The sequence below is a fragment of the Paenibacillus lentus genome (assembly GCF_042714055.1).
GTDB classification, from domain to species: Bacteria; Bacillota; Bacilli; order Paenibacillales; family Paenibacillaceae; genus Fontibacillus; species Fontibacillus lentus_A.
Window position 1 is genome coordinate 175,814 of sequence record NZ_JBHGVC010000003.1, and the last position, 18,195, is coordinate 194,008.

At 49.6% G+C, this 18,195-nt stretch carries 20 protein-coding genes; all 20 read left to right on the forward strand.

All coding sequences use genetic code 11. The features are described 5' to 3' along the window. The first annotated feature begins 44 nt into the window (after positions 1 to 44). The 20 genes from rpsU to ACE3MQ_RS07610 all read left to right on the forward strand — a co-directional run bounded on the left by rpsU (position 45) and on the right by ACE3MQ_RS07610 (position 18,110). Complete coding sequence (gene rpsU, locus ACE3MQ_RS07515; RefSeq protein WP_005547957.1) at positions 45 to 218, forward strand: 30S ribosomal protein S21; 174 nt, start codon at positions 45 to 47, stop codon at positions 216 to 218. 15 nt (positions 219 to 233) lie between these two features. After that, on the forward strand, positions 234 to 677 hold the full coding sequence (locus ACE3MQ_RS07520; RefSeq protein ID WP_055107420.1) for a GatB/YqeY domain-containing protein: 444 nt from the start codon (positions 234 to 236) through the stop codon (positions 675 to 677). Positions 678 to 1,084: 407 nt separating this feature from the next. After that, entirely contained in the window at positions 1,085 to 1,372 is a 288-nt protein-coding gene (yqfC, locus tag ACE3MQ_RS07525) for a sporulation protein YqfC (RefSeq protein WP_379392000.1), read from the forward strand. Between the two features lie 5 nt (positions 1,373 to 1,377). Beyond that, positions 1,378 to 2,559: a sporulation protein YqfD gene (gene yqfD, locus ACE3MQ_RS07530; protein WP_379392001.1), complete on the forward strand. Its 1,182-nt coding sequence runs from the start codon at positions 1,378 to 1,380 to the stop codon at positions 2,557 to 2,559. Between the two features lie 6 nt (positions 2,560 to 2,565). Next, the gene (locus ACE3MQ_RS07535; protein ID WP_379392002.1) at positions 2,566 to 3,537 is read left to right on the forward strand and encodes a PhoH family protein; all 972 of its coding nucleotides are present in this window, start codon (positions 2,566 to 2,568) and stop codon (positions 3,535 to 3,537) included. Positions 3,538 to 3,644: 107 nt separating this feature from the next. Further along, positions 3,645 to 5,930, forward strand: a complete 2,286-nt coding sequence (locus tag ACE3MQ_RS07540) for an HD family phosphohydrolase (RefSeq protein ID WP_379392003.1) — start codon at positions 3,645 to 3,647, stop codon at positions 5,928 to 5,930. Then, positions 5,905 to 6,402: an rRNA maturation RNase YbeY gene (gene ybeY / locus ACE3MQ_RS07545; protein WP_379392004.1), complete on the forward strand. Its 498-nt coding sequence runs from the start codon at positions 5,905 to 5,907 to the stop codon at positions 6,400 to 6,402. The genes ACE3MQ_RS07540 and ybeY overlap by 26 nt, the downstream gene beginning before the upstream one ends. After that, complete coding sequence (locus ACE3MQ_RS07550) at positions 6,402 to 6,770, forward strand: diacylglycerol kinase family protein (protein ID WP_379392005.1); 369 nt, start codon at positions 6,402 to 6,404, stop codon at positions 6,768 to 6,770. The genes ybeY and ACE3MQ_RS07550 overlap by 1 nt, the downstream gene beginning before the upstream one ends. A 62-nt stretch (positions 6,771 to 6,832) precedes the next feature. After that, positions 6,833 to 7,240 carry a cytidine deaminase gene (locus ACE3MQ_RS07555; RefSeq protein ID WP_379392006.1) on the forward strand — a complete coding sequence of 136 codons (408 nt, stop codon included), beginning with the start codon at positions 6,833 to 6,835 and terminating at the stop codon, positions 7,238 to 7,240. Positions 7,241 to 7,269: 29 nt separating this feature from the next. Beyond that, complete coding sequence (gene era, locus ACE3MQ_RS07560) at positions 7,270 to 8,172, forward strand: GTPase Era (protein WP_379392007.1); 903 nt, start codon at positions 7,270 to 7,272, stop codon at positions 8,170 to 8,172. Between the two features lie 115 nt (positions 8,173 to 8,287). Beyond that, positions 8,288 to 8,440, forward strand: a complete 153-nt coding sequence (locus ACE3MQ_RS07565; protein WP_379392008.1) for a YqzL family protein — start codon at positions 8,288 to 8,290, stop codon at positions 8,438 to 8,440. A gap of 26 nt (positions 8,441 to 8,466) precedes the next feature. Then, positions 8,467 to 9,216 (forward strand): DNA repair protein RecO, encoded by a 750-nt coding sequence (gene recO / locus ACE3MQ_RS07570; RefSeq protein ID WP_379392009.1) that lies wholly within the window; start codon positions 8,467 to 8,469, stop codon positions 9,214 to 9,216. Between the two features lie 58 nt (positions 9,217 to 9,274). Further along, positions 9,275 to 9,469, forward strand: a complete 195-nt coding sequence (locus ACE3MQ_RS07575) for a hypothetical protein (RefSeq protein ID WP_379392010.1) — start codon at positions 9,275 to 9,277, stop codon at positions 9,467 to 9,469. 105 nt (positions 9,470 to 9,574) lie between these two features. Beyond that, positions 9,575 to 10,462, forward strand: coding sequence for a glycine--tRNA ligase subunit alpha (glyQ, locus tag ACE3MQ_RS07580; protein WP_379392011.1), 888 nt, complete (start codon positions 9,575 to 9,577; stop codon positions 10,460 to 10,462). Continuing rightward, on the forward strand, positions 10,455 to 12,533 hold the full coding sequence (glyS, locus tag ACE3MQ_RS07585; protein WP_379392012.1) for a glycine--tRNA ligase subunit beta: 2,079 nt from the start codon (positions 10,455 to 10,457) through the stop codon (positions 12,531 to 12,533). The genes glyQ and glyS overlap by 8 nt, the downstream gene beginning before the upstream one ends. Before the next feature lie 25 nt (positions 12,534 to 12,558). Continuing rightward, on the forward strand, positions 12,559 to 13,020 hold the full coding sequence (locus ACE3MQ_RS07590) for a YaiI/YqxD family protein (RefSeq protein WP_379392013.1): 462 nt from the start codon (positions 12,559 to 12,561) through the stop codon (positions 13,018 to 13,020). A 43-nt stretch (positions 13,021 to 13,063) separates the two neighbouring features. Further along, positions 13,064 to 14,884 (forward strand): DNA primase, encoded by a 1,821-nt coding sequence (gene dnaG, locus ACE3MQ_RS07595; RefSeq protein ID WP_379392014.1) that lies wholly within the window; start codon positions 13,064 to 13,066, stop codon positions 14,882 to 14,884. Between the two features lie 45 nt (positions 14,885 to 14,929). After that, entirely contained in the window at positions 14,930 to 16,060 is a 1,131-nt protein-coding gene (rpoD, locus tag ACE3MQ_RS07600; RefSeq protein ID WP_379392015.1) for an RNA polymerase sigma factor RpoD, read from the forward strand. A 182-nt stretch (positions 16,061 to 16,242) separates the two neighbouring features. After that, positions 16,243 to 17,019 (forward strand): tRNA (adenine(22)-N(1))-methyltransferase, encoded by a 777-nt coding sequence (locus ACE3MQ_RS07605; protein ID WP_379392016.1) that lies wholly within the window; start codon positions 16,243 to 16,245, stop codon positions 17,017 to 17,019. Beyond that, entirely contained in the window at positions 16,995 to 18,110 is a 1,116-nt protein-coding gene (locus ACE3MQ_RS07610; RefSeq protein WP_379392017.1) for a Nif3-like dinuclear metal center hexameric protein, read from the forward strand. Before ACE3MQ_RS07605 ends, ACE3MQ_RS07610 begins: the two co-directional genes overlap by 25 nt. The last annotated feature ends 85 nt before the right edge of the window (positions 18,111 to 18,195 follow it).

The following is an 18,195-nucleotide window of genomic DNA, read 5'->3' on the forward strand; positions in this document are numbered from 1 at the left end:
CGTGTTATGCTCTTGGACGGTCTGGTCGGAGGGAGGGAAAACTGGTGTCTGAAACTAAAGTTCGCAAAAACGAGACAATTGATGCTGCACTTCGTCGCTTTAAGCGTTCCATCGCAAAGGATGGCGTATTGGCTGAGGTGAAGAAACGCAAGCATTATGAAAAGCCAAGCGTAAAGCGCAAGAAAAAGTCCGAGGCTGCTCGTAAGAGAAAGTTTTAGGAGGAATTAGCTACCATGAATCTTAGCGAGCGATTGAACGAAGATATGAAGCAAGCGATGAAGAGTCAAGACAAGTTCAAACTCTCCACCATTCGAATGGTTCGTGCTACGATCAAGAATCTTGAAATAGATCTGAAAAGACCTTTGAACGATAATGAAGTGCTTGATATCCTAAGTCGTGAAATCAAACAGCGCAAAGATGCCCTCCAAGAATTTGAAAAAGCAGGTCGCGATGATCTTGCTGCAAATGTCAAAGCTGAAGCTGAGATTATTGCCGTATACCTTCCTGAACAGCTTACAGAAGAAGAAATTAAAGTCATTGTACAGCAGACCATCCAGGAAACCGGTGCTTCTTCGAAGGCAGATATCGGGAAAGTCATGAGCGCGCTAATGCCCAAGGTCAAAGGCCGGGCTGACGGCAAGCTCGTGAATCAGGCAGTTCAGCAGCTTTTGCAATAGCATACGCAAACGAACACCTTCTACGATTGTAGAGGGTGTTTTTTGTTTTGTGCATTTATGCTTCAGTCCAGCATGCTTCTCTACCTCGTGAGGGATCAGGAAGGGAACACTTTGTTTACGATTTCAGTAGGGGGCTTGGAGCATGGGCCCCTTCTAATAAGCAAGAACAATTTGAAATTTCGTAATATTATCGCAACTGCCGCTAAAGGGGCAAGAGCGTTAGCCCGATTCCTTATATTTAAATTTGATGGATAAATTCAGATGGATAATAGAGAACTCCAAACTGAACTTGATGAAGAGGAGTACTCGTTAAATAGTTCAGCCTGCTCCGCCCTTTTTGCTCCGGTTCTCATAAATTCATCTTTGAGCGCATATTTTGTAGGGTAGGGGAAGGAGGGTTGCCTGAAATGAGCCAGCTATCACGGAAAATTCGCAAATGGGCGGTCGAAGCGCTCGACTTGCCGGGAGATCTCGTATTCGATTTACCGAGGCTCACTCTGATCGGCAACAAGCAGCTGCTAATCGAGAATCATCAAGGGGTGGTTCACTTCTCTCCGGATGAGCTGCATCTTGAGCTAAAGCAGGGGATGCTGACGGTGGAGGGGGCAGAGCTTGTGATCAAGGCAATCATGCCCGAGGAAGTCATTATTGAAGGCCGGATTTCCGGCATTAAATATTTGGGAGTGGAGGAGTGAATCGCGTGAAACCATCTGTCTTGTCCCGTCTGCGCGGCAGTGTGACTATTGTTGTCCGCGGCGAGCATCTCGAAAGGCTGATCAATGAGCTGGCCAAGGAGGGCATAGAGATATGGAATGTCCGTGCCCTGCCGGAGCGGAAGATGGAGATGAACGTCCAACTGAACGACTATTTCTCCCTCCGCCCGTTGTTAAAGCGGACAGGCTGCAGAATGTCCGTAAAGCGTCGTGCCGGAATGCCTTTCATCATGCTCAGGCTGTGGCGGCGTAAAATTTTTATCGTCGGCTTTGCCTTATTTATAGCTATTATATTTGCTCTGTCTTCTCTTGTATGGGATATTGAAGTACAAGGAAATGAAAAAATACCGACCGAAGATGTGCTGATGGCTGCCCGCGAAGAAGGAATCTATCCTTTTCAATGGATATTCCGCATGCAAAAGCAGGACAAGTTATCGGCTGAATTAACGCGCAAGCTGCCGGGAACATCCTGGGTTGGCGTCTCCCGCAGCGGTACGCGCATTACGATCCAAGTCGTTGAAGCAACCCGTCCGAAGGAACAATCCTTGCATAGCCCCAGCCATCTCATCAGCAGCTCTGATGCTATTATTACGAACATTTATGCCGAGAGAGGGCAGCCCGAGGTAAAAAAGCATGAGCGAGTCAGAAAGGGGCAGGTGCTCATTGCCGGTATTCAAGGGAACAGCTATGTTGTCGCTAAGGGAGAGATCAAAGGAATCGTCTGGCATGAATACAATATCGAGGTGCCTCTTGTGCGGAAGCAAAATGTGTATACCGGTGAAAAAAAGGTAAGGGGTTATTTGTACTTTGGCAAGACCGCCGTCCAAATTACCGGATACGGCAGCGTCCAGTTTGCCCAATTCCAAACCTTGAGCGAGCTTGACCCGCTGACCTGGAGAAGCTGGAAGCTGCCGATCGGCTGGATGAGCGAGAAGCTGCTGGAAACGACGGAAATTCAATTGAAGCTCTCGGCAAAACAAGCAAAAGAAGACGGGATTGAAAGGGCTTTAAGGGACATTTATGCGAAACATGGTGTCGAATCCAAGATTGTGAGTCAAAAAATTTTGCATGAGAAGTCAGACAATGGTAAAGTTTATATGAAAGTGCTTTTTGAAGTAGAGCAGGATATAGCGGAAGAACTTCCGATAGTACATGAGCAAGGAGAATGAGTCTATTTGTCAGAACAAATTTCGCATACAAAAATTACATTACAAAATGCATCGGAAGGGTTATCGCTATTCGGCCCGCAGGATACGTTCCTGAAGCTGGTCGAGAGCAGCTTGAATGCTGGAATCGTTTTACGGGAGTCGGAGATATCGATTCGCGGCGAAGCCCGTCAGGTGGAAATCGCTCAGCAGCTGTTTGAAGTTCTGCTGGAGCTGGTTCGTAACGGTTATATTTTGACGGAAAGGGACGTGCTCTACGCCATCGATCTGGCAAAGGAGCTTCGTGCCGATCAATTGCTTGATTTATACAAGGGTGAAATTGCTGTAACCTATCGGGGAAAGCCGATTCGGGTCAAAACGATTGGACAGAAGCATTATGTGACGACGATTAAGAAGCGTGACATCGTATTTGGGGTCGGCCCTGCAGGTACGGGTAAAACCTATTTAGCGGTCGTCCTAGCGATTGCAGCGCTTAAGGAAGGCACGGTCAAACGGATTATTCTTACCCGGCCTGCGGTAGAAGCGGGAGAGAACCTTGGATTTTTGCCAGGTGATTTGCAGGAAAAGGTAGATCCTTATTTACGTCCTTTGTACGATGCGTTATATGATGTGATGGGGCCTGAGCAAACGGCCAAAGCTTTGGAGCGCGGCCTGATTGAGATTGCGCCGCTGGCTTACATGCGCGGTCGAACACTCGACGATTCTTTTATTATTTTGGACGAGGCTCAAAATACGACGCCAGAGCAAATGAAGATGTTCCTGACCCGTCTTGGCTTCGGCTCTAAAATGGTGATCACCGGTGACGTAACGCAAATCGATTTGCCGAAAGGGAAAAAGTCCGGGCTGATTGAAGCGAGGAATATTTTGCAAGAGATCGAAGAAATCGGGTTCGTCTATTTTACGGAATCGGACGTTGTGCGTCATTCGCTAGTACAGAAAATTATTGTTGCTTATGACCGTGCTGCTGAAAATCAGGGTTAATCCGACCGGCTTGGAACCTGCTGTTAAACCGATCATAATCTCGTATCTACTCTAAATGTTTAAATATAAGGTTGCCGGGCTTTAAATTTTTCAGGAGGGCTGTCACTATGACCTCAAACGAAATGCAAAAAGGTAAAATGCTGCAATCCCGAACAGCCGGATGGAAACATAGCGTATCTGTACGCTATGTTCTGTTTGCGCTGCTTATTATTATGTTCTATGCTAGTTTGGCGCCTAAGCTGCTGCCAGAAACCTATGATATCGCCGTCGGGCTGCCGAGCGACAAAGAAATCTTGGCACCGATGGAAATTCCGGATACGAAAGCAACGCTGAAGGCGCAGGAGGAAGCGGCCGAAAAAGTAGGACAGGTCTACACGATTCTGCCGCTGCGTAATGAGGCTCTCGTAGGGCAAATGCTTGACCGGATTTTCCGCCTTAATCAGGATGACCAGGTGTCGACCGAGGACAAAATTAAAATTTACCACGAGGAGCTGCCTCAGCGGGTCGAGGATCATATCCAGAATTTTATTCGGAACAACCGAAATTCGCCAAGTTATTCCGAGAAGCTGTTCGAAGAAGTGAACGAGCGGATCAGCGAGCAGGCTTATCAGATATCTGAAGAGACGTTTATTAAGATACCCAGGCTAACGCCAGAAGATATTAATGAAATGAAGCCTGTGGCTGCCGATATTGTAGCTCGGCTGACCACGGATCAGATCGTGGATGCCCAGACGGCGCGTGCCAAGGTTGCGGAGCTGGTGAGCACCAGTTCGCTGAGCAAGCGTGTTTCTCGCGAGGTCGTCCAGGAGCTGGCCCGGCTTGTGATTACGGCGAACAAGTTCTATGACGAGGAAGCGACCAAAGCCGCCAAGGTCGAGGCGCGAGAGAATACGCCGACCGTATTTATCAAGCAGGGGGATGTACTGGTGCAAAAAGGGGAGAAAATTACCCCGGAAATGTACTCCTTACTGGAAAAGAACGGACTGCTAAAGGATGAAGTGAACTACTGGCCGCAATTCGGCCTGGTTATTCTGTCTTCGCTGCTGGCGGTCGGCCTGATCATGTATATCCGCCAGTCGGAAGGGGTTAGCCGTTTCAAATACAATAATGCGCAGTTCGTCATGCTGCTGCTTATTATTTTGATTACGATTCTATCGATGCACGTAGTCAACATCGTACAAAATGAACAGCGGCCCTATATTGGCTATATTGCGCCTGTCGCGGTAGGAGCGATGCTGATTACGCTGCTGCTCGACATGTCTTTGGCTTATATTTGTTCTATATTGTTCAGTATACTGGCCAGTATTATTCTTAATGTGCATAAAGGGCAAATTTTCGATTTTCAATTCGGATTTTTCGCTGTTGTTATTTCTTTTGCGGCTATTTTCGCAATCCATCGAGCCAGCCAGCGGTCGACGCTGCTCAAGGCAGGGATCATGATTACGCTGTTTGGTGCGCTTGCGGTATTTACGCTGATTCTGGTCGATAATAACGGCTGGACGGAATCCAGTACGCTTTATGCCATTGGATTTGCCGTGGCGGGCGGACTGCTGACGACGATTCTCGTGATCGGCCTCATGCCGTTCTTCGAGGTCACCTTCGGCATTCTTTCTGCCTTAAAGCTGGTCGAGCTGTCCAATCCGAACCATCCTTTGCTGCGCAAGCTGCTTACGGAGACTCCGGGAACGTATCACCATAGCGTCATGGTCGGCAATTTGTCGGAGGCGGCGGCGGAAGCCATCGGAGCAAACGGGCTGCTGTGCCGGGTGGGCTCGTATTATCATGATATCGGTAAAACCAAACGTCCAAGCTATTTCATTGAAAATCAGAACAATATGGAAAATCCGCATGATTTTATCGATCCTAAGCTTAGTAAATCGATTATTATCGCGCATGCCCGTGACGGGGTGGAGATGCAGAAGGATTACAAGCTGCCGAAGCCGATCCGTGACATTGCGGAGCAGCATCATGGAACGACCTTCTTGCATTATTTTTATCATAAGGCGTTGAGGTTGGCGGAAGAGCAGGGCATTGAACCGGACTTCACGGAGGAGGACTTCCGTTATCCGGGGCCGAAAGCCCAGTCGAAGGAAGCGGCCGTGGTCGGCATTGCCGATAGCGTAGAGGCCGCGGTTCGATCTTTGCGGAAGCCTACCGTGGAACAGGTTGAGACGATGATTGAGAAAATCATCAAGAGCCGTCTCGACGACCATCAATTTAACGAATGCGATCTGACGATGAGAGAGCTGGATATCATTGCTCAGACCTTGAAAGAGACCGTAATGGGAATATTCCATTCGCGGATCGAGTATCCGGAAGAAATTAAAAAAGTAAGCAACGGAGAGAAAGACGGGGGGCAAGAAAGCGATGGCGCTACAGCTCGAATGCAATAATGAGCAAGAAATCCTCGAAATCGGGAATGATTTAATAGAGCTGCTGAATACGCTGCTGCAAAAAGCGGGAGAGGCCGAAGGAGTCACTGAAGGCGAAGTCGCTCTGACTTTTGTAACTGATGAAGAGATTCATGCGCTCAATCGGGAATACCGGGGGATTGACCGGCCAACGGACGTGCTCTCTTTTGCCATGAATGAATCGGTGGAAGAAGAGCAGGAGATTGTCTACGAGCTGGAAGAAGGCGAAGAACTGGACGGCTTTGGCGACATGCTCGGAGATATCATTATTTCGGTGGAAACGGCACAAGCCCAAAGTGAAGAGTACGGCCATTCCCTATACCGGGAAATCGGATTTTTATTCGTCCATGGCTTCCTGCATCTGCTTGGCTACGATCACCAGGATGAAGCGAGCGAAGCGGAGATGATGAGCAAGCAGGAAGCGGTTCTCGCCCAGGCAGGGCTAACCCGCTAATGAAGCCCGCACCGAAAAGGAGCGACACTTTCCGGTATGCAGCGGAAGGAATCGTGTCGGCGATCAAGTCGGAGCGGAATATGAGGGTACATTTGCTGGCCGCCACCGTTGTAATGCTGGCCGCTATGTATTTTCGGCTTCCAGGGCGTGATATTGCCGTTCTGCTTATCGTTATTGGCCTCGTCATCGCGGCGGAGCTGGTGAACACGGCACTGGAAGCCGTAGTGGATCTCGTCTCGCCGGAGTGGCATCCCCTTGCAAAGACGGCAAAGGATACGGCGGCCGGTGCCGTGCTTGTCATGGCGATTGTTGCAGTGTGCGTTGGCTGCTTGTTATTTTATGAGCCCGTGATGGCTTATTTTCAGTAATTTCCATAGCGTAGATGCAATGACCAAGGCTTGTTATTTTAATGCCTGAGGAGATGACGACAATGGATAGCACGAATTTGCTCTTAGAAGCGATTAAAGCACGGGCTGCAGCGTATACGCCCTATTCGGGCTTTGCGGTCGGTGCCGCGCTGCTTGATGGAGATGGTCATGTTCATCATGGTTGCAATATTGAGAACGCGGCTTACGGGCCGACAAATTGTGCGGAGCGTACAGCGTTATTCCGTGCCGTGGCGGATGGCCTGGCTCCGGGAAGCTTCCGTGCGCTCGCTGTCATTGGCGAGACGGATGAGCCCATTGCGCCATGCGGGGTATGTCGTCAGGTTATGCTGGAGCTGTGCAGTCCGGACATGTCCGTGATCCTTGGCAATATGCAGGGCGATGTTAGGGAAACCACGGTTGCGGAGCTGCTGCCTCATGCTTTCGGCCCCGCAGACTTACAGAAGTCGTAGTATCGCACGAATAGAAAGGACTAGACGAAATGGCGAAAACAAAATTTAAATCCGGGTTTGTGGCAATTGTCGGCAGGCCGAATGTGGGCAAATCAACCTTGATGAATCACATTATCGGCCAGAAAATTGCAATTATGTCCGACAAGCCGCAGACGACACGGAACAAAATACATGGCGTATACACGACAGAAGACATGCAGATCGTATTTCTGGATACTCCGGGCATTCATAAGCGCCAATCGAAGCTTGGGGACTATATGAACACGACTGCTCTGAATACGTTAGGCGAAGTGGAAGCTGTATTGTTCCTCGTCGATGCATCCGAGGGACTGGGCGGAGGAGACCGCTATATTATTGAGCGTTTAAAGGACGTAAACACTCCGGTCATCCTTGTCATGAACAAGATCGACCGGATCGAGCCCGAACAGCTGCTGCCGATGATCGAACAGTATCGCGATCTGTACGACTTTGCAGAAATCGTGCCGATTTCCGCAATGCTTGGAAATAACGTCACTACGCTGCTTGAACAAATCGGCAAATATTTGCCGGAGGGGCCGCAATATTATCCGGAGGATCAAATTACGGATCATCCAGAGCAATTTGTCTGCGCGGAATTGATTCGCGAGAAAATCCTGCATTTAACGCGCGAGGAAGTGCCGCATTCCATTGCGGTAACGATCGAAGACATGAGGGTCGAAGATAACGGCGTCGTTTACATTTCGGCAGTTATTTTCGTAGAGCGGGACTCCCAGAAGGGGATCATTATCGGCAAGCAAGGCGCGCTGCTAAAGGAAGTCGGCAAGCAAGCCAGACAGGATATTCAAAATTTGCTGGGCTCAAAAATCTTTCTTGAGCTTTGGGTCAAAGTGAAAAAGGACTGGCGAAATCAGGAACGGATTTTGAAGGATCTCGGATTTCATCGAGATGCCTAGCCCGCTGTTTTATTCCTGACAGTTATGGTAGTTATTACATCACATAGTTCAGGCTCGCTGAGCCATCCTATTCTTCATAAACGCAGCTTCATTTCCGAAGAAAGGATGAATACGATTGCGAGATTTTTCGTGGAAGTATTTTGCGATGACTGGAGATGTCGATGCTTACATGCTCTACAAGGAAGCTGGCAGCGATTCAGCAGAAGAAGCGGCGGCAGCCGCAGAGCTGGACGCTGCGGAACAGGATATAGACGCGGCTCCGCTGTAACATAAAAGCAGGCTTGGGGGAGAAACATGCTATACAGGGTGGAAGGAATCGTCATCCGCAGCATGGATTATGGTGAGGGAAATAAGATCATTACGCTGTGCACAGCAACGCATGGCAAGATCGGAGTTCTCGCCCGCGGGGCTAAGAAGGTCAAGAGTCGTCATGCTGCTCTGACTCAGCCATTTACTTATGGTGAATATACGTTCTATAGGCAGAAAGAAGGTCTTGGAACGCTTAATCAAGGTGAGATTATAGAATCTCACTTTTCTTTACGTGAAGATTTATACCTAGCGGCCTATGCTTCTTATGCTTGCGAGCTTCTGGATCGAACACTGCAGGATGAAGAGGTCGGGAGCTTCTGGTTCAATCAGCTCAAGGCTTGCCTGGATGGACTTTCCGCCGGCAAAGATCCGGAGATCGTCATTCATTTATTCGAGATGAAAATATTGCAGGCAGCCGGATACGGCCCTGTCATTGAGGAGTGTCTGTCGTGCGGGCGGCAGGACGATACGCATTATATCAGCCCGCGACTTGGAGGAAGACTGTGCCGAAGCTGCAGGCATCATGATCCCGCGGCAATGACGGTTGCGCCGGGCACATTCAAGCTGCTATCGCTGTTTGAGCGCATGGATCTTCGCCGCCTCGGCAACGTCGAGGTGAGGGAAGTGACCAAGGCAGAGTTAAAAAAGGTCATGCGCGCCTTCATCGATATGCAGCTTGGCTTGCAGTTGAAATCCAGGAATTTCCTTGATCAATTAGACAAATATGAAATTTGACTTTATATTCGTTATTCATGTATTATAGAAAAGATTTCTCTTATTAGAGACTCGTGCGTTGAATGGGAAAAGTAATGCGATCTTAAACCGGATTAGCGAGTCGGGGATGGTGGAAGCCCGAGCCGGAGAGACTCATGAAAGGGCGGCCCAGGAGTACGGAAACGATCGTGAAAAAGCGGATTTTGCACAAGCGGCAGCTGGTTTAGCAGCCTGCTGTAATGCAAATCAAGTAGGGTGGAACCGCGGGAATTAACAGCTCTCGTCCCTACGTCTGAACAGCAGGCGTAGGTGACGGGAGCTTTTTGCACGTCATTTTACTGCGGGCTGAACACGAACAAGTGTGAAGGAGTTGTGGTTCATGAATTTTCAGCAAATGATACTAACGCTGCAGCAGTTCTGGGCGGAGCAGAATTGCATCGTCGTGCAGCCGTACGATGTGGAGAAGGGTGCCGGTACGCTCAACCCGATGACATTTTTGCGTTCGATCGGGCCGGAGCCTTGGAACGTCGCTTATGTAGAGCCTTCCCGCAGACCGGCGGACGGCCGTTACGGGGAGAATCCGAATCGACTGTACCAGCATCACCAGTTCCAGGTTATTTTGAAGCCGTCGCCTGACAATATTCAGGAAATTTATTTGGAGAGCTTGAAGCGGCTTGGCATTAACCCGCTTGAACATGATATCCGCTTCGTTGAGGATAACTGGGAGCATCCAGGTCTTGGCGCTTGGGGATTGGGCTGGGAAGTCTGGCTTGACGGGATGGAAATTACGCAGTTCACGTATTTCCAGCAGGTCGGCGGGATCGAAACGAACCCGGTGGCCGTAGAAATTACGTACGGCATGGAACGGCTCGCTTCTTATATTCAGGAGAAGGAGAACGTATTCGACCTCGAGTGGGTTAACGAAACAACGTATGGCGATGTATTCCATCAGCCGGAGTACGAGCACTCCAAGTACACGTTCGAGACCTCGGATGTAAAAATGCTGTTTACTTTATTTAATATGTATGAACAGGAAGCGTCCAAGGCAATGGAGCAGCATCTCGTATTTCCGGCCTATGATTACGTCCTGAAATGCTCGCATACGTTCAATCTGCTTGATGCGCGCGGCGCGATCAGCGTGACGGAGCGGACAGGATATATTACGCGCGTGCGTAATTTGGCCCGTCAGGTGGCAGCGACGTATTTAGAGGAGCGAGAGAAGCTTGGATTCCCAATGCTGAAGAAAGGGGGCGAAATCCATGGCTAAAGATTTGTTGTTTGAAATCGGGCTTGAGGAAATGCCGGCCCGCTTCATTCGCGGTGCTATGGAGCAGCTGAGAGACCGGACGGCAAAATGGCTTGACGAACATCTGATCCAGCATGGGGATGTTGTCGTTTATGCGACGCCTCGCCGCCTGGCCGTACTCGTTAATGAGGTGGCAGAGAAACAGGAGGATGTTCATGAGGAGGTCAAAGGGCCTTCCCGTAAAATCGCCCTGGACGAAAATGGACAGTGGAGCAAGGCCGCGCTTGGTTTTGCTCGCAGCCAAGGAGCAAGCCCGGAGCAATTCACCTTTAAAGAGCTCGGGGGGACGGAGTACGTCTATGTAAGCAAAAGCCAAACGGGAGTTGAGACTTCCTCCATCATAGCGGGGGGATTATCGGACATTCTTCATGCGATGAATTTCCCGAAAAATATGCGCTGGGGCAGCTATGATTTTAAATTCGTACGGCCGATCCGTTGGATGGTAGCGCTGCTAGGCAGCGAGATTATCGATATTGAAATTGCGGGCGTAAAGTCTGGCAATGTTACGCGCGGACACCGTTTTCTCGCTGGAGAGATCACAATCGGGCAGCCGGCGGATTATGTGGAGGCGCTGCGCAAAGGCCATGTTATTGCTGATGTGAACGAGCGGCAGGCCATGATTCAGCAGCAAATTGATGGCTTGGCTAAAGAGCAGGGCTGGAATATTTCAGTGAAGGAAGACCTGCTGGAAGAAGTGCTGTTCCTTGTAGAGACGCCGACGGTGCTCTACGGAACGTTCGAGGAATCCTTCCTGCATATTCCGCAGGACGTGCTGATCACTTCGATGCGTGAGCATCAGCGTTATTTCCCGGTTTTAAATGATCAAGGGGAGCTTCTGCCTTATTTCGTTACGGTACGCAACGGCAATGCCGATCATCTTGATGTCATCGCCAAAGGAAATGAGAAGGTGCTTCGGGCCCGGCTGTCTGATGCTAAATTCTTCTATGAAGAGGATCAGAAGCTGGCTATTAAAGACGCTTTATCGAAGCTGGAGAGCATTGTTTTCCATGAAGAGCTTGGCACGGTCGGCGATAAAGTTCGCCGGATTCGGCGCAATGCGGAAAAGCTGGCTGCAGTACTTGAAACCGATACAGGAACGGCCGAAGCGGTGAACCGTACTGCGGAAATTTGTAAATTTGATCTCGTTACCCAAATGGTATACGAGTTCCCTGAACTCCAGGGCGTGATGGGTGAAGATTACGCGCGCAAAGCCGGAGAGTCGGATGCTGTGGCAAAAGCTGTTTTTGAGCATTATCAGCCTAGATTTGCCGGCGATGGGGTTCCAGGCTCCGAAGTCGGCTCAATCGTCAGCATCGCCGACAAAATCGATACAATCGCAGGCTGCTTCTCTATTGGCATCGTTCCGACGGGATCGCAGGATCCGTATGGGCTTCGCCGTCAGGCTGCAGGAATCGTACAGATCATTCTGGAGCATAAGCTCTCGCTTGCGCTTCCCGTGCTGTTCGATATCGCCTTGGAAACGCATCAGCATTTCCATGATTTAAAGCGCACAAAGGATGAGATTTTGAAAGACCTGACGGATTTCTTCGGTCTGCGCATTAAGAAGACGCTGTCCGATCATGTCCGTTACGATGTCGTTGATGCGGTCATTTCTGCGGGTTACGATGATGTAGTATCCGTTGTGGCCAGAGGGGAAACGCTGATGGCTGCAGTGAACCGTCAAGATGATTTCAAAACGACGGTCGAATCGTTTGGAAGAGTCAGCAATTTGGCGGCCAAGGCATCTTCTGGGAAAGTGCGCTCGGATTTATTGAATGAGCAAGCGGAATCACAACTTTACGAAGCATGGAAATCTGTGACGGCAGAATACCGGGAGGCATTGGAGCAGCGGGACGCGGTCAAGGCTTTGCAATTGATTTCCGGGTTAAAAAGCGATATTACCTTGTTCTTCGATAAAGTCATGGTCATGGCTGAAGATGAAACGGTTCGCGCCAATCGTCTAGCTCTGCTTAAAGCGATTGATGAAGACCTAAGAATATTTGCCGATTTCAGCAAGCTGGTTTGGGCATAATACCAAATTAAAGGATCGGAGTCTGATGAATACACGAATTGTCGTTGACGGGGACTCCTGTCCCGTTAAGGCTGAAATTGTTGATATAGCTGTAAAGTTCGGAGTTGGTGTACTGATGGTATCCTCCTACGACCATGTGATCAAGCAGGTCGAGGGGGTTACCGTTGTTCAGGTTGACCGAAGCCAGCAAAGCGCGGATTTGTACATTGCCAACCATATCGCGAGAAACGATGTCGTAGTCACTCAGGATTATGGACTGGCAGCTTTGGCTATTGCCAAATCCTGCCGGATCTTGTCGCCTAGGGGTGAAGAGTATCATTCCGGCAACATTGATTATTTGCTGGAGCGTCGTCATCATCATGCAAAAGCTAGGCGCGGCGGGCGTTATTTCAAAGGGCCGAAGCCCTTTACGGACGATGATCGTCAAAAGTTTATCGATGTGTTGTCAAAAGTTTTGCGAGATATGCAGGAGAATGTACAATTTTAGCGAATTACTATTTACGTGTTATTTAGAGATGAAGGTGGTTTGGATGAGTACCGGACGAAGCATTCCGGAGGAGATCATCGAGGCGGTCTTGCAGCAGCATGATATCGTCGATACGGTAGGCAAGCACGTTCATCTTACTAAACAGGGCAAATATATGAAAGGCCTTTGCCCTTTTCATTCGGAGAAGACGCCGTCTTTTACGGTGACGCCCGAACGGCAAATGTTCCATTGCTATGGCTGTGGCAAAGGCGGAAATGCCATCAGATTCAGGATGGAAATCGAAGGACTATCCTTCCCCGAAGCTGTCAGAGCCATGGCGGAAGAGGCCCATATCCCTTTTGAGGATACAGCCTTTCGGCCAGGGGGTGCCCCTGTTAGCCGCGAGATGGAACAATTACTGCAGGCCCACGAATGGTCTTCCAAGCTGTATCATTTTCTACTGAAAAATACAGAGCATGGCAAACCAGCCATGGACTATTTGAAGTCAAGGGGGTTTAGCGATAAGGCTATCGACACATTCCAAATCGGTTACGCCCCGGCACGCTGGGATACGCTTGTTCAGTTTTTGGACAAACGGTCATTTGATCTCAGCGCGATGGAAAAAGGCGGTTTACTATCGTCCAAGCAAGACGGATCAGGATTTGTTGACCGCTTTCGCGACCGGATCATTTTTCCGCTGCACAATCGAAGCGGTAAAGTGATTGCTTTTGCAGGCCGAATTCTCGGGGAAGGCCAACCGAAGTATTTAAACTCCCCGGAGAGCAGGTTATTCACCAAGAGCCGAACGCTCTATAATCTTCACCAGGCCAAGACGGAAATCCGCAAGTCGCGCCAAATCGTATTATTCGAAGGTTATGGCGATGTCATCAGCGCATGGGAGGCGGGTGTCCATAACGGGGTTGCCACGATGGGAACCGCGCTGACCGAAAGCCATGCCAGCATGATGAGGACTCTCGCAGACGAAATCATCGTGTGTTATGACGGCGACAATGCCGGTCAGGCCGCAGCCTTGAAGAGTATTCCTATATTGGAGGCCGCAGGCTTCCAGATCAAAATTTCACTGCTTAGTGAAGGACTTGACCCTGATGAATTCATTCAAAAATACGGGGCTGAGAGGTTCAGAATACAAGTCTTGGATGGCGCTGTTTCAGCGGTTAAATTTAAGCTTATATATCTGAGAAAAAACCATATACTGCTAGAAGAAGATGGAAAGGTCGCTTACATCAAAGATGCATTGGAAGTTATCGCGCCTCTGCCGTCGCCGACAGAACGGGAGATTTATTTGAAGGAATTGTCTGCCGAGCTGCAGGTTTCATTCGATAGCTTGAAACAGGAATGCAACCAATTCCGCCAAGACATGCAAAAAAGGTCATCCCATGGGGATAATAACGCCAAAAGGTGGAATAATGTTAGGCATAAAAAAGGCAAGGCATCGATGCCCACTTTGCTGCCTGCTTATCATGTCGCGGAACGGAGATTGTTATCCTTTATGCTTCAGGATGAAGAAGTTGCCCGCTATGTGGGGGATCGTCTTGGAGATAGTTTTAACATCAATGATCATGCGGCGATTGCTGCTTATCTATACGCCTATTACGCAGGGGGAAAGGAACCGGATGTCAGCCGTTTTATATCATCCTTGCAGGATGACCGGCTGGAGCAAGCCGTTACGTCCATCGCGATGATGGATACTCCGGAGGAATGGACGACTCAGGAGCTGGACGATTGCATCCGGGAAATTCAGCGGGTTCCACTGCAGGCCCAAATCCAGCGTAAGAAGGAAGAAATGGTTTCGGCAGAGCGTGCCGGGGATTTTCTGCGAGCGGCACAAATTGCAAGTGAGATTATAGCCCTAGAGAGACAATAGCTGGATGAATTTTCGCGGATGTTTCTAGGGAGGAGGGAGTCAAGTATGGCGAATGATCAGCATACGGAATCTGAAACGGAACTGACTTTGGATCAGGTTAAAGACCAGCTGATTGAACTAGGCAAGAAAAGATCTTCATTGACGTATAAAGAGATTATGGAGAAGCTTTCGCCTTTTGATCAGGATCCTGAGCAAATGGACGAGTTTTTCGAGCATTTGGGGGATTTGGGAATAGATGTAGCAAATGACAGCGATGAAGAGCTTACCCATCGCAGCAGTGATGACGAGGGTCGCGGAGACGGCGATGAATTTAGCTTTGACGACGATTTGGCATTACCTCCCGGAATCAAAATCAACGATCCGGTGCGTATGTATTTGAAGGAAATCGGCAGAGTGCCTCTGCTGTCTGCTGACGATGAAATTGAATTGGCTAAACGCATTGAGAACGGTGATGAGGAAGCGAAACGACGTCTGGCAGAAGCTAACCTCAGACTCGTGGTTAGTATCGCAAAGCGTTATGTAGGCCGCGGAATGCTCTTCCTGGATTTGATTCAAGAAGGAAATATGGGTCTGATTAAAGCGGTGGAGAAATTCGACTTTAAGAAGGGCTTTAAGTTCAGTACCTATGCTACATGGTGGATTCGTCAGGCCATTACGCGGGCGATTGCCGACCAGGCTAGAACGATTCGCATACCGGTTCACATGGTAGAGACGATCAATAAGCTGATCCGAGTATCCCGGCAATTGCTGCAGGAGCTCGGGCGTGAACCGACGCCGGAAGAGATTGCTGCCGAAATGGAACTCAGCGTGGAGAAGGTTCGTGAGATTATGAAAATTGCCCAAGAGCCTGTTTCGTTAGAAACGCCAATCGGTGAGGAAGATGACTCTCATTTGGGTGATTTTATTGAGGATCAGGAGGCTTTGGCTCCAGCCGATGCCGCGGCATATGAGCTGCTGAAGGAACAGTTGGAGGACGTGCTGGATACGCTGACCGAGCGTGAAGAGAACGTTCTTCGGCTGCGCTTCGGACTTGATGACGGCCGGACGAGAACGCTGGAGGAAGTCGGCAAAGTATTTGGTGTGACGCGGGAAAGAATCCGTCAAATCGAAGCAAAGGCACTGCGCAAGCTTCGCCATCCGAGCCGCAGTAAACGGTTGAAGGATTTCCTGGAATAGTCGTGTACCCTTGACCCTTCTGCAGCAGCAGAAAGGTCTTTTTTTTCAGAAAAGCTGCGAAAATTTCCATTACTTTTACTTTTTTCCTAGTTTTTCTTGCTGTTTTTATTTTAGCTTTTTTCCTGGCCCATTGCAAATGAAATGGTGTGGATATTTGTTGGATGGAGGGAGTAGTTGCTCGGATGAAATTGTCATCAAGATTACAGCTTATCGCGGACAGATTGCCGACGGGCTGTCGTTTTGCGGATATCGGCTCGGATCATGCGCTTCTGCCGGTATGGGCGGTAAAGCATGAAGCAGCGGTATCTGCTATCGCTGGAGAGGTCAATGAGGGTCCGCTCGAAGCCGCGAGGAGACAAGTGGCTGAAGCCGGCTTAAGCCAGAGGGTATCTGTACGAAAGGGAGATGGGCTTCAAGTGATTGCTCCTGGCGAAGTGGATACGATTACGATAGCCGGTATGGGCGGTGCATTAATAAGCTCGATTTTGGAGGCTGGCAAAGATAAGCTTGCTGGAGTGAGGCGGCTTATTCTGCAGCCTAATGTGGGGGAGGAGTTCGTCAGACGCTGGCTGCTGAATCATGATTGGCATATTACGGATGAGGCGATCCTAGCTGAAGACGGAAAAATATACGAAATCATTACGGCAGATGCGGTATCTGATGCCGGCCAGCTGAATGAAGAGCTGTATAGGGACAGACTGCTTCAGGGCCAAGACGCCCATGCGGGCAGCGCAGCTCTAACGAAGGAATTGCTATTGCTGATGGGGCCTCGGCTAACTGCACAAGTTGGCGATGTATTTCTAAGTAAATGGAATTCCGAATTGTCCAAGCTGGAGAAAATCCATCGTTCCGTTACGGCCTCTCAGCTTCCGGCCTCCCGGAATAAAGAGCAGGAGTTAAGCTTATTAATCAAGCAACTGAAGGAGGTGCTGGCATGTTTGCCAAAGGTCAAACCGTAATCCAATATATGGAGCAGCTAGCTCCGAAGCATGTGGCCATGGAAGGCGACAAAATCGGCCTGCAGCTTGGAACGCTGCAGAAGGAAATTCGCAGTGTGCTTATTGCCTTGGATGTAAATGAAGAGGTTGTGGAAGAGGCAATATCGCTGGACGTTGATCTCATTATCGCACACCATGCGATTATTTTCAGGCCGCTCACCGGACTGCAAACTGACACGCCGATGGGGAAGGTGTACGAGAAGCTAATCAAGAATGATATAGCCGTCTATATCAGCCATACGAATCTGGATGTCACCGAAGGCGGGATGAATGACTGGATGGCTGAGGCGCTCGGTATCGGGGATACGGCTCCGCTTGAGGATATTCATACGGATAAGCTATACAAGCTGGTCGTCTTCGTGCCAAAGGATCATCATCAGGCCGTGCTGGATGCAATTCTTCATGCAGGGGCAGGCTGGATCGGCAATTATAGTCATTGCAGCTTCAATGTTGAGGGCTATGGCACGTTTCTGCCCCGTGAAGGAACTGATCCATACCTGGGTCAGCAGGGGAAGCTTGAGCGGGCCGAAGAGATCCGCATCGAGACGATCATCACGGATAGTGTCCGCAGCAAGGTAATTCAGGCCATGCTCAAAAAACATCCTTATGAGGAAGTAGCCTACGATCTTTATCCTATGGATCTTAAAGGACGGACACTGGGACTCGGAAGAGTCGGACGCATAGCGGAGCCTGTTACGCTGGAAGCGTTTGTTGAGCGGGTAAAAGAGAAGCTGGATGTTCCGGCCGTAAGGGTAATCGGGGATCTGAATCGGCAGATAAAAAAGGCCGCTGTCGTGGGCGGTTCGGGGGGACGCTATTGGAAGCACGCTCAGTTCCGCGGAGCGGATGTGCTCGTTACTGGAGACATTGATTATCATACCGCCCAAGACGCCCTGATGGCGGGCATTACTCTGATTGACCCAGGGCATAATGCCGAGAAGATCATGAAGCCGAAGGTGGCGGACTGGCTGGCGGATAAGCTTGCTGAGCATAAGTACGAGACGAAGGTTCATGTGTCGGCGGTGGATACAGAGCCATTTAGGTTCCGTTGATTCAAAAACGTTGAAAACTTGGGATAAAACGGTGAGATTGGTGGCGATTCATACTTGTGATTATGGGGCAATCCCTGTATACTAA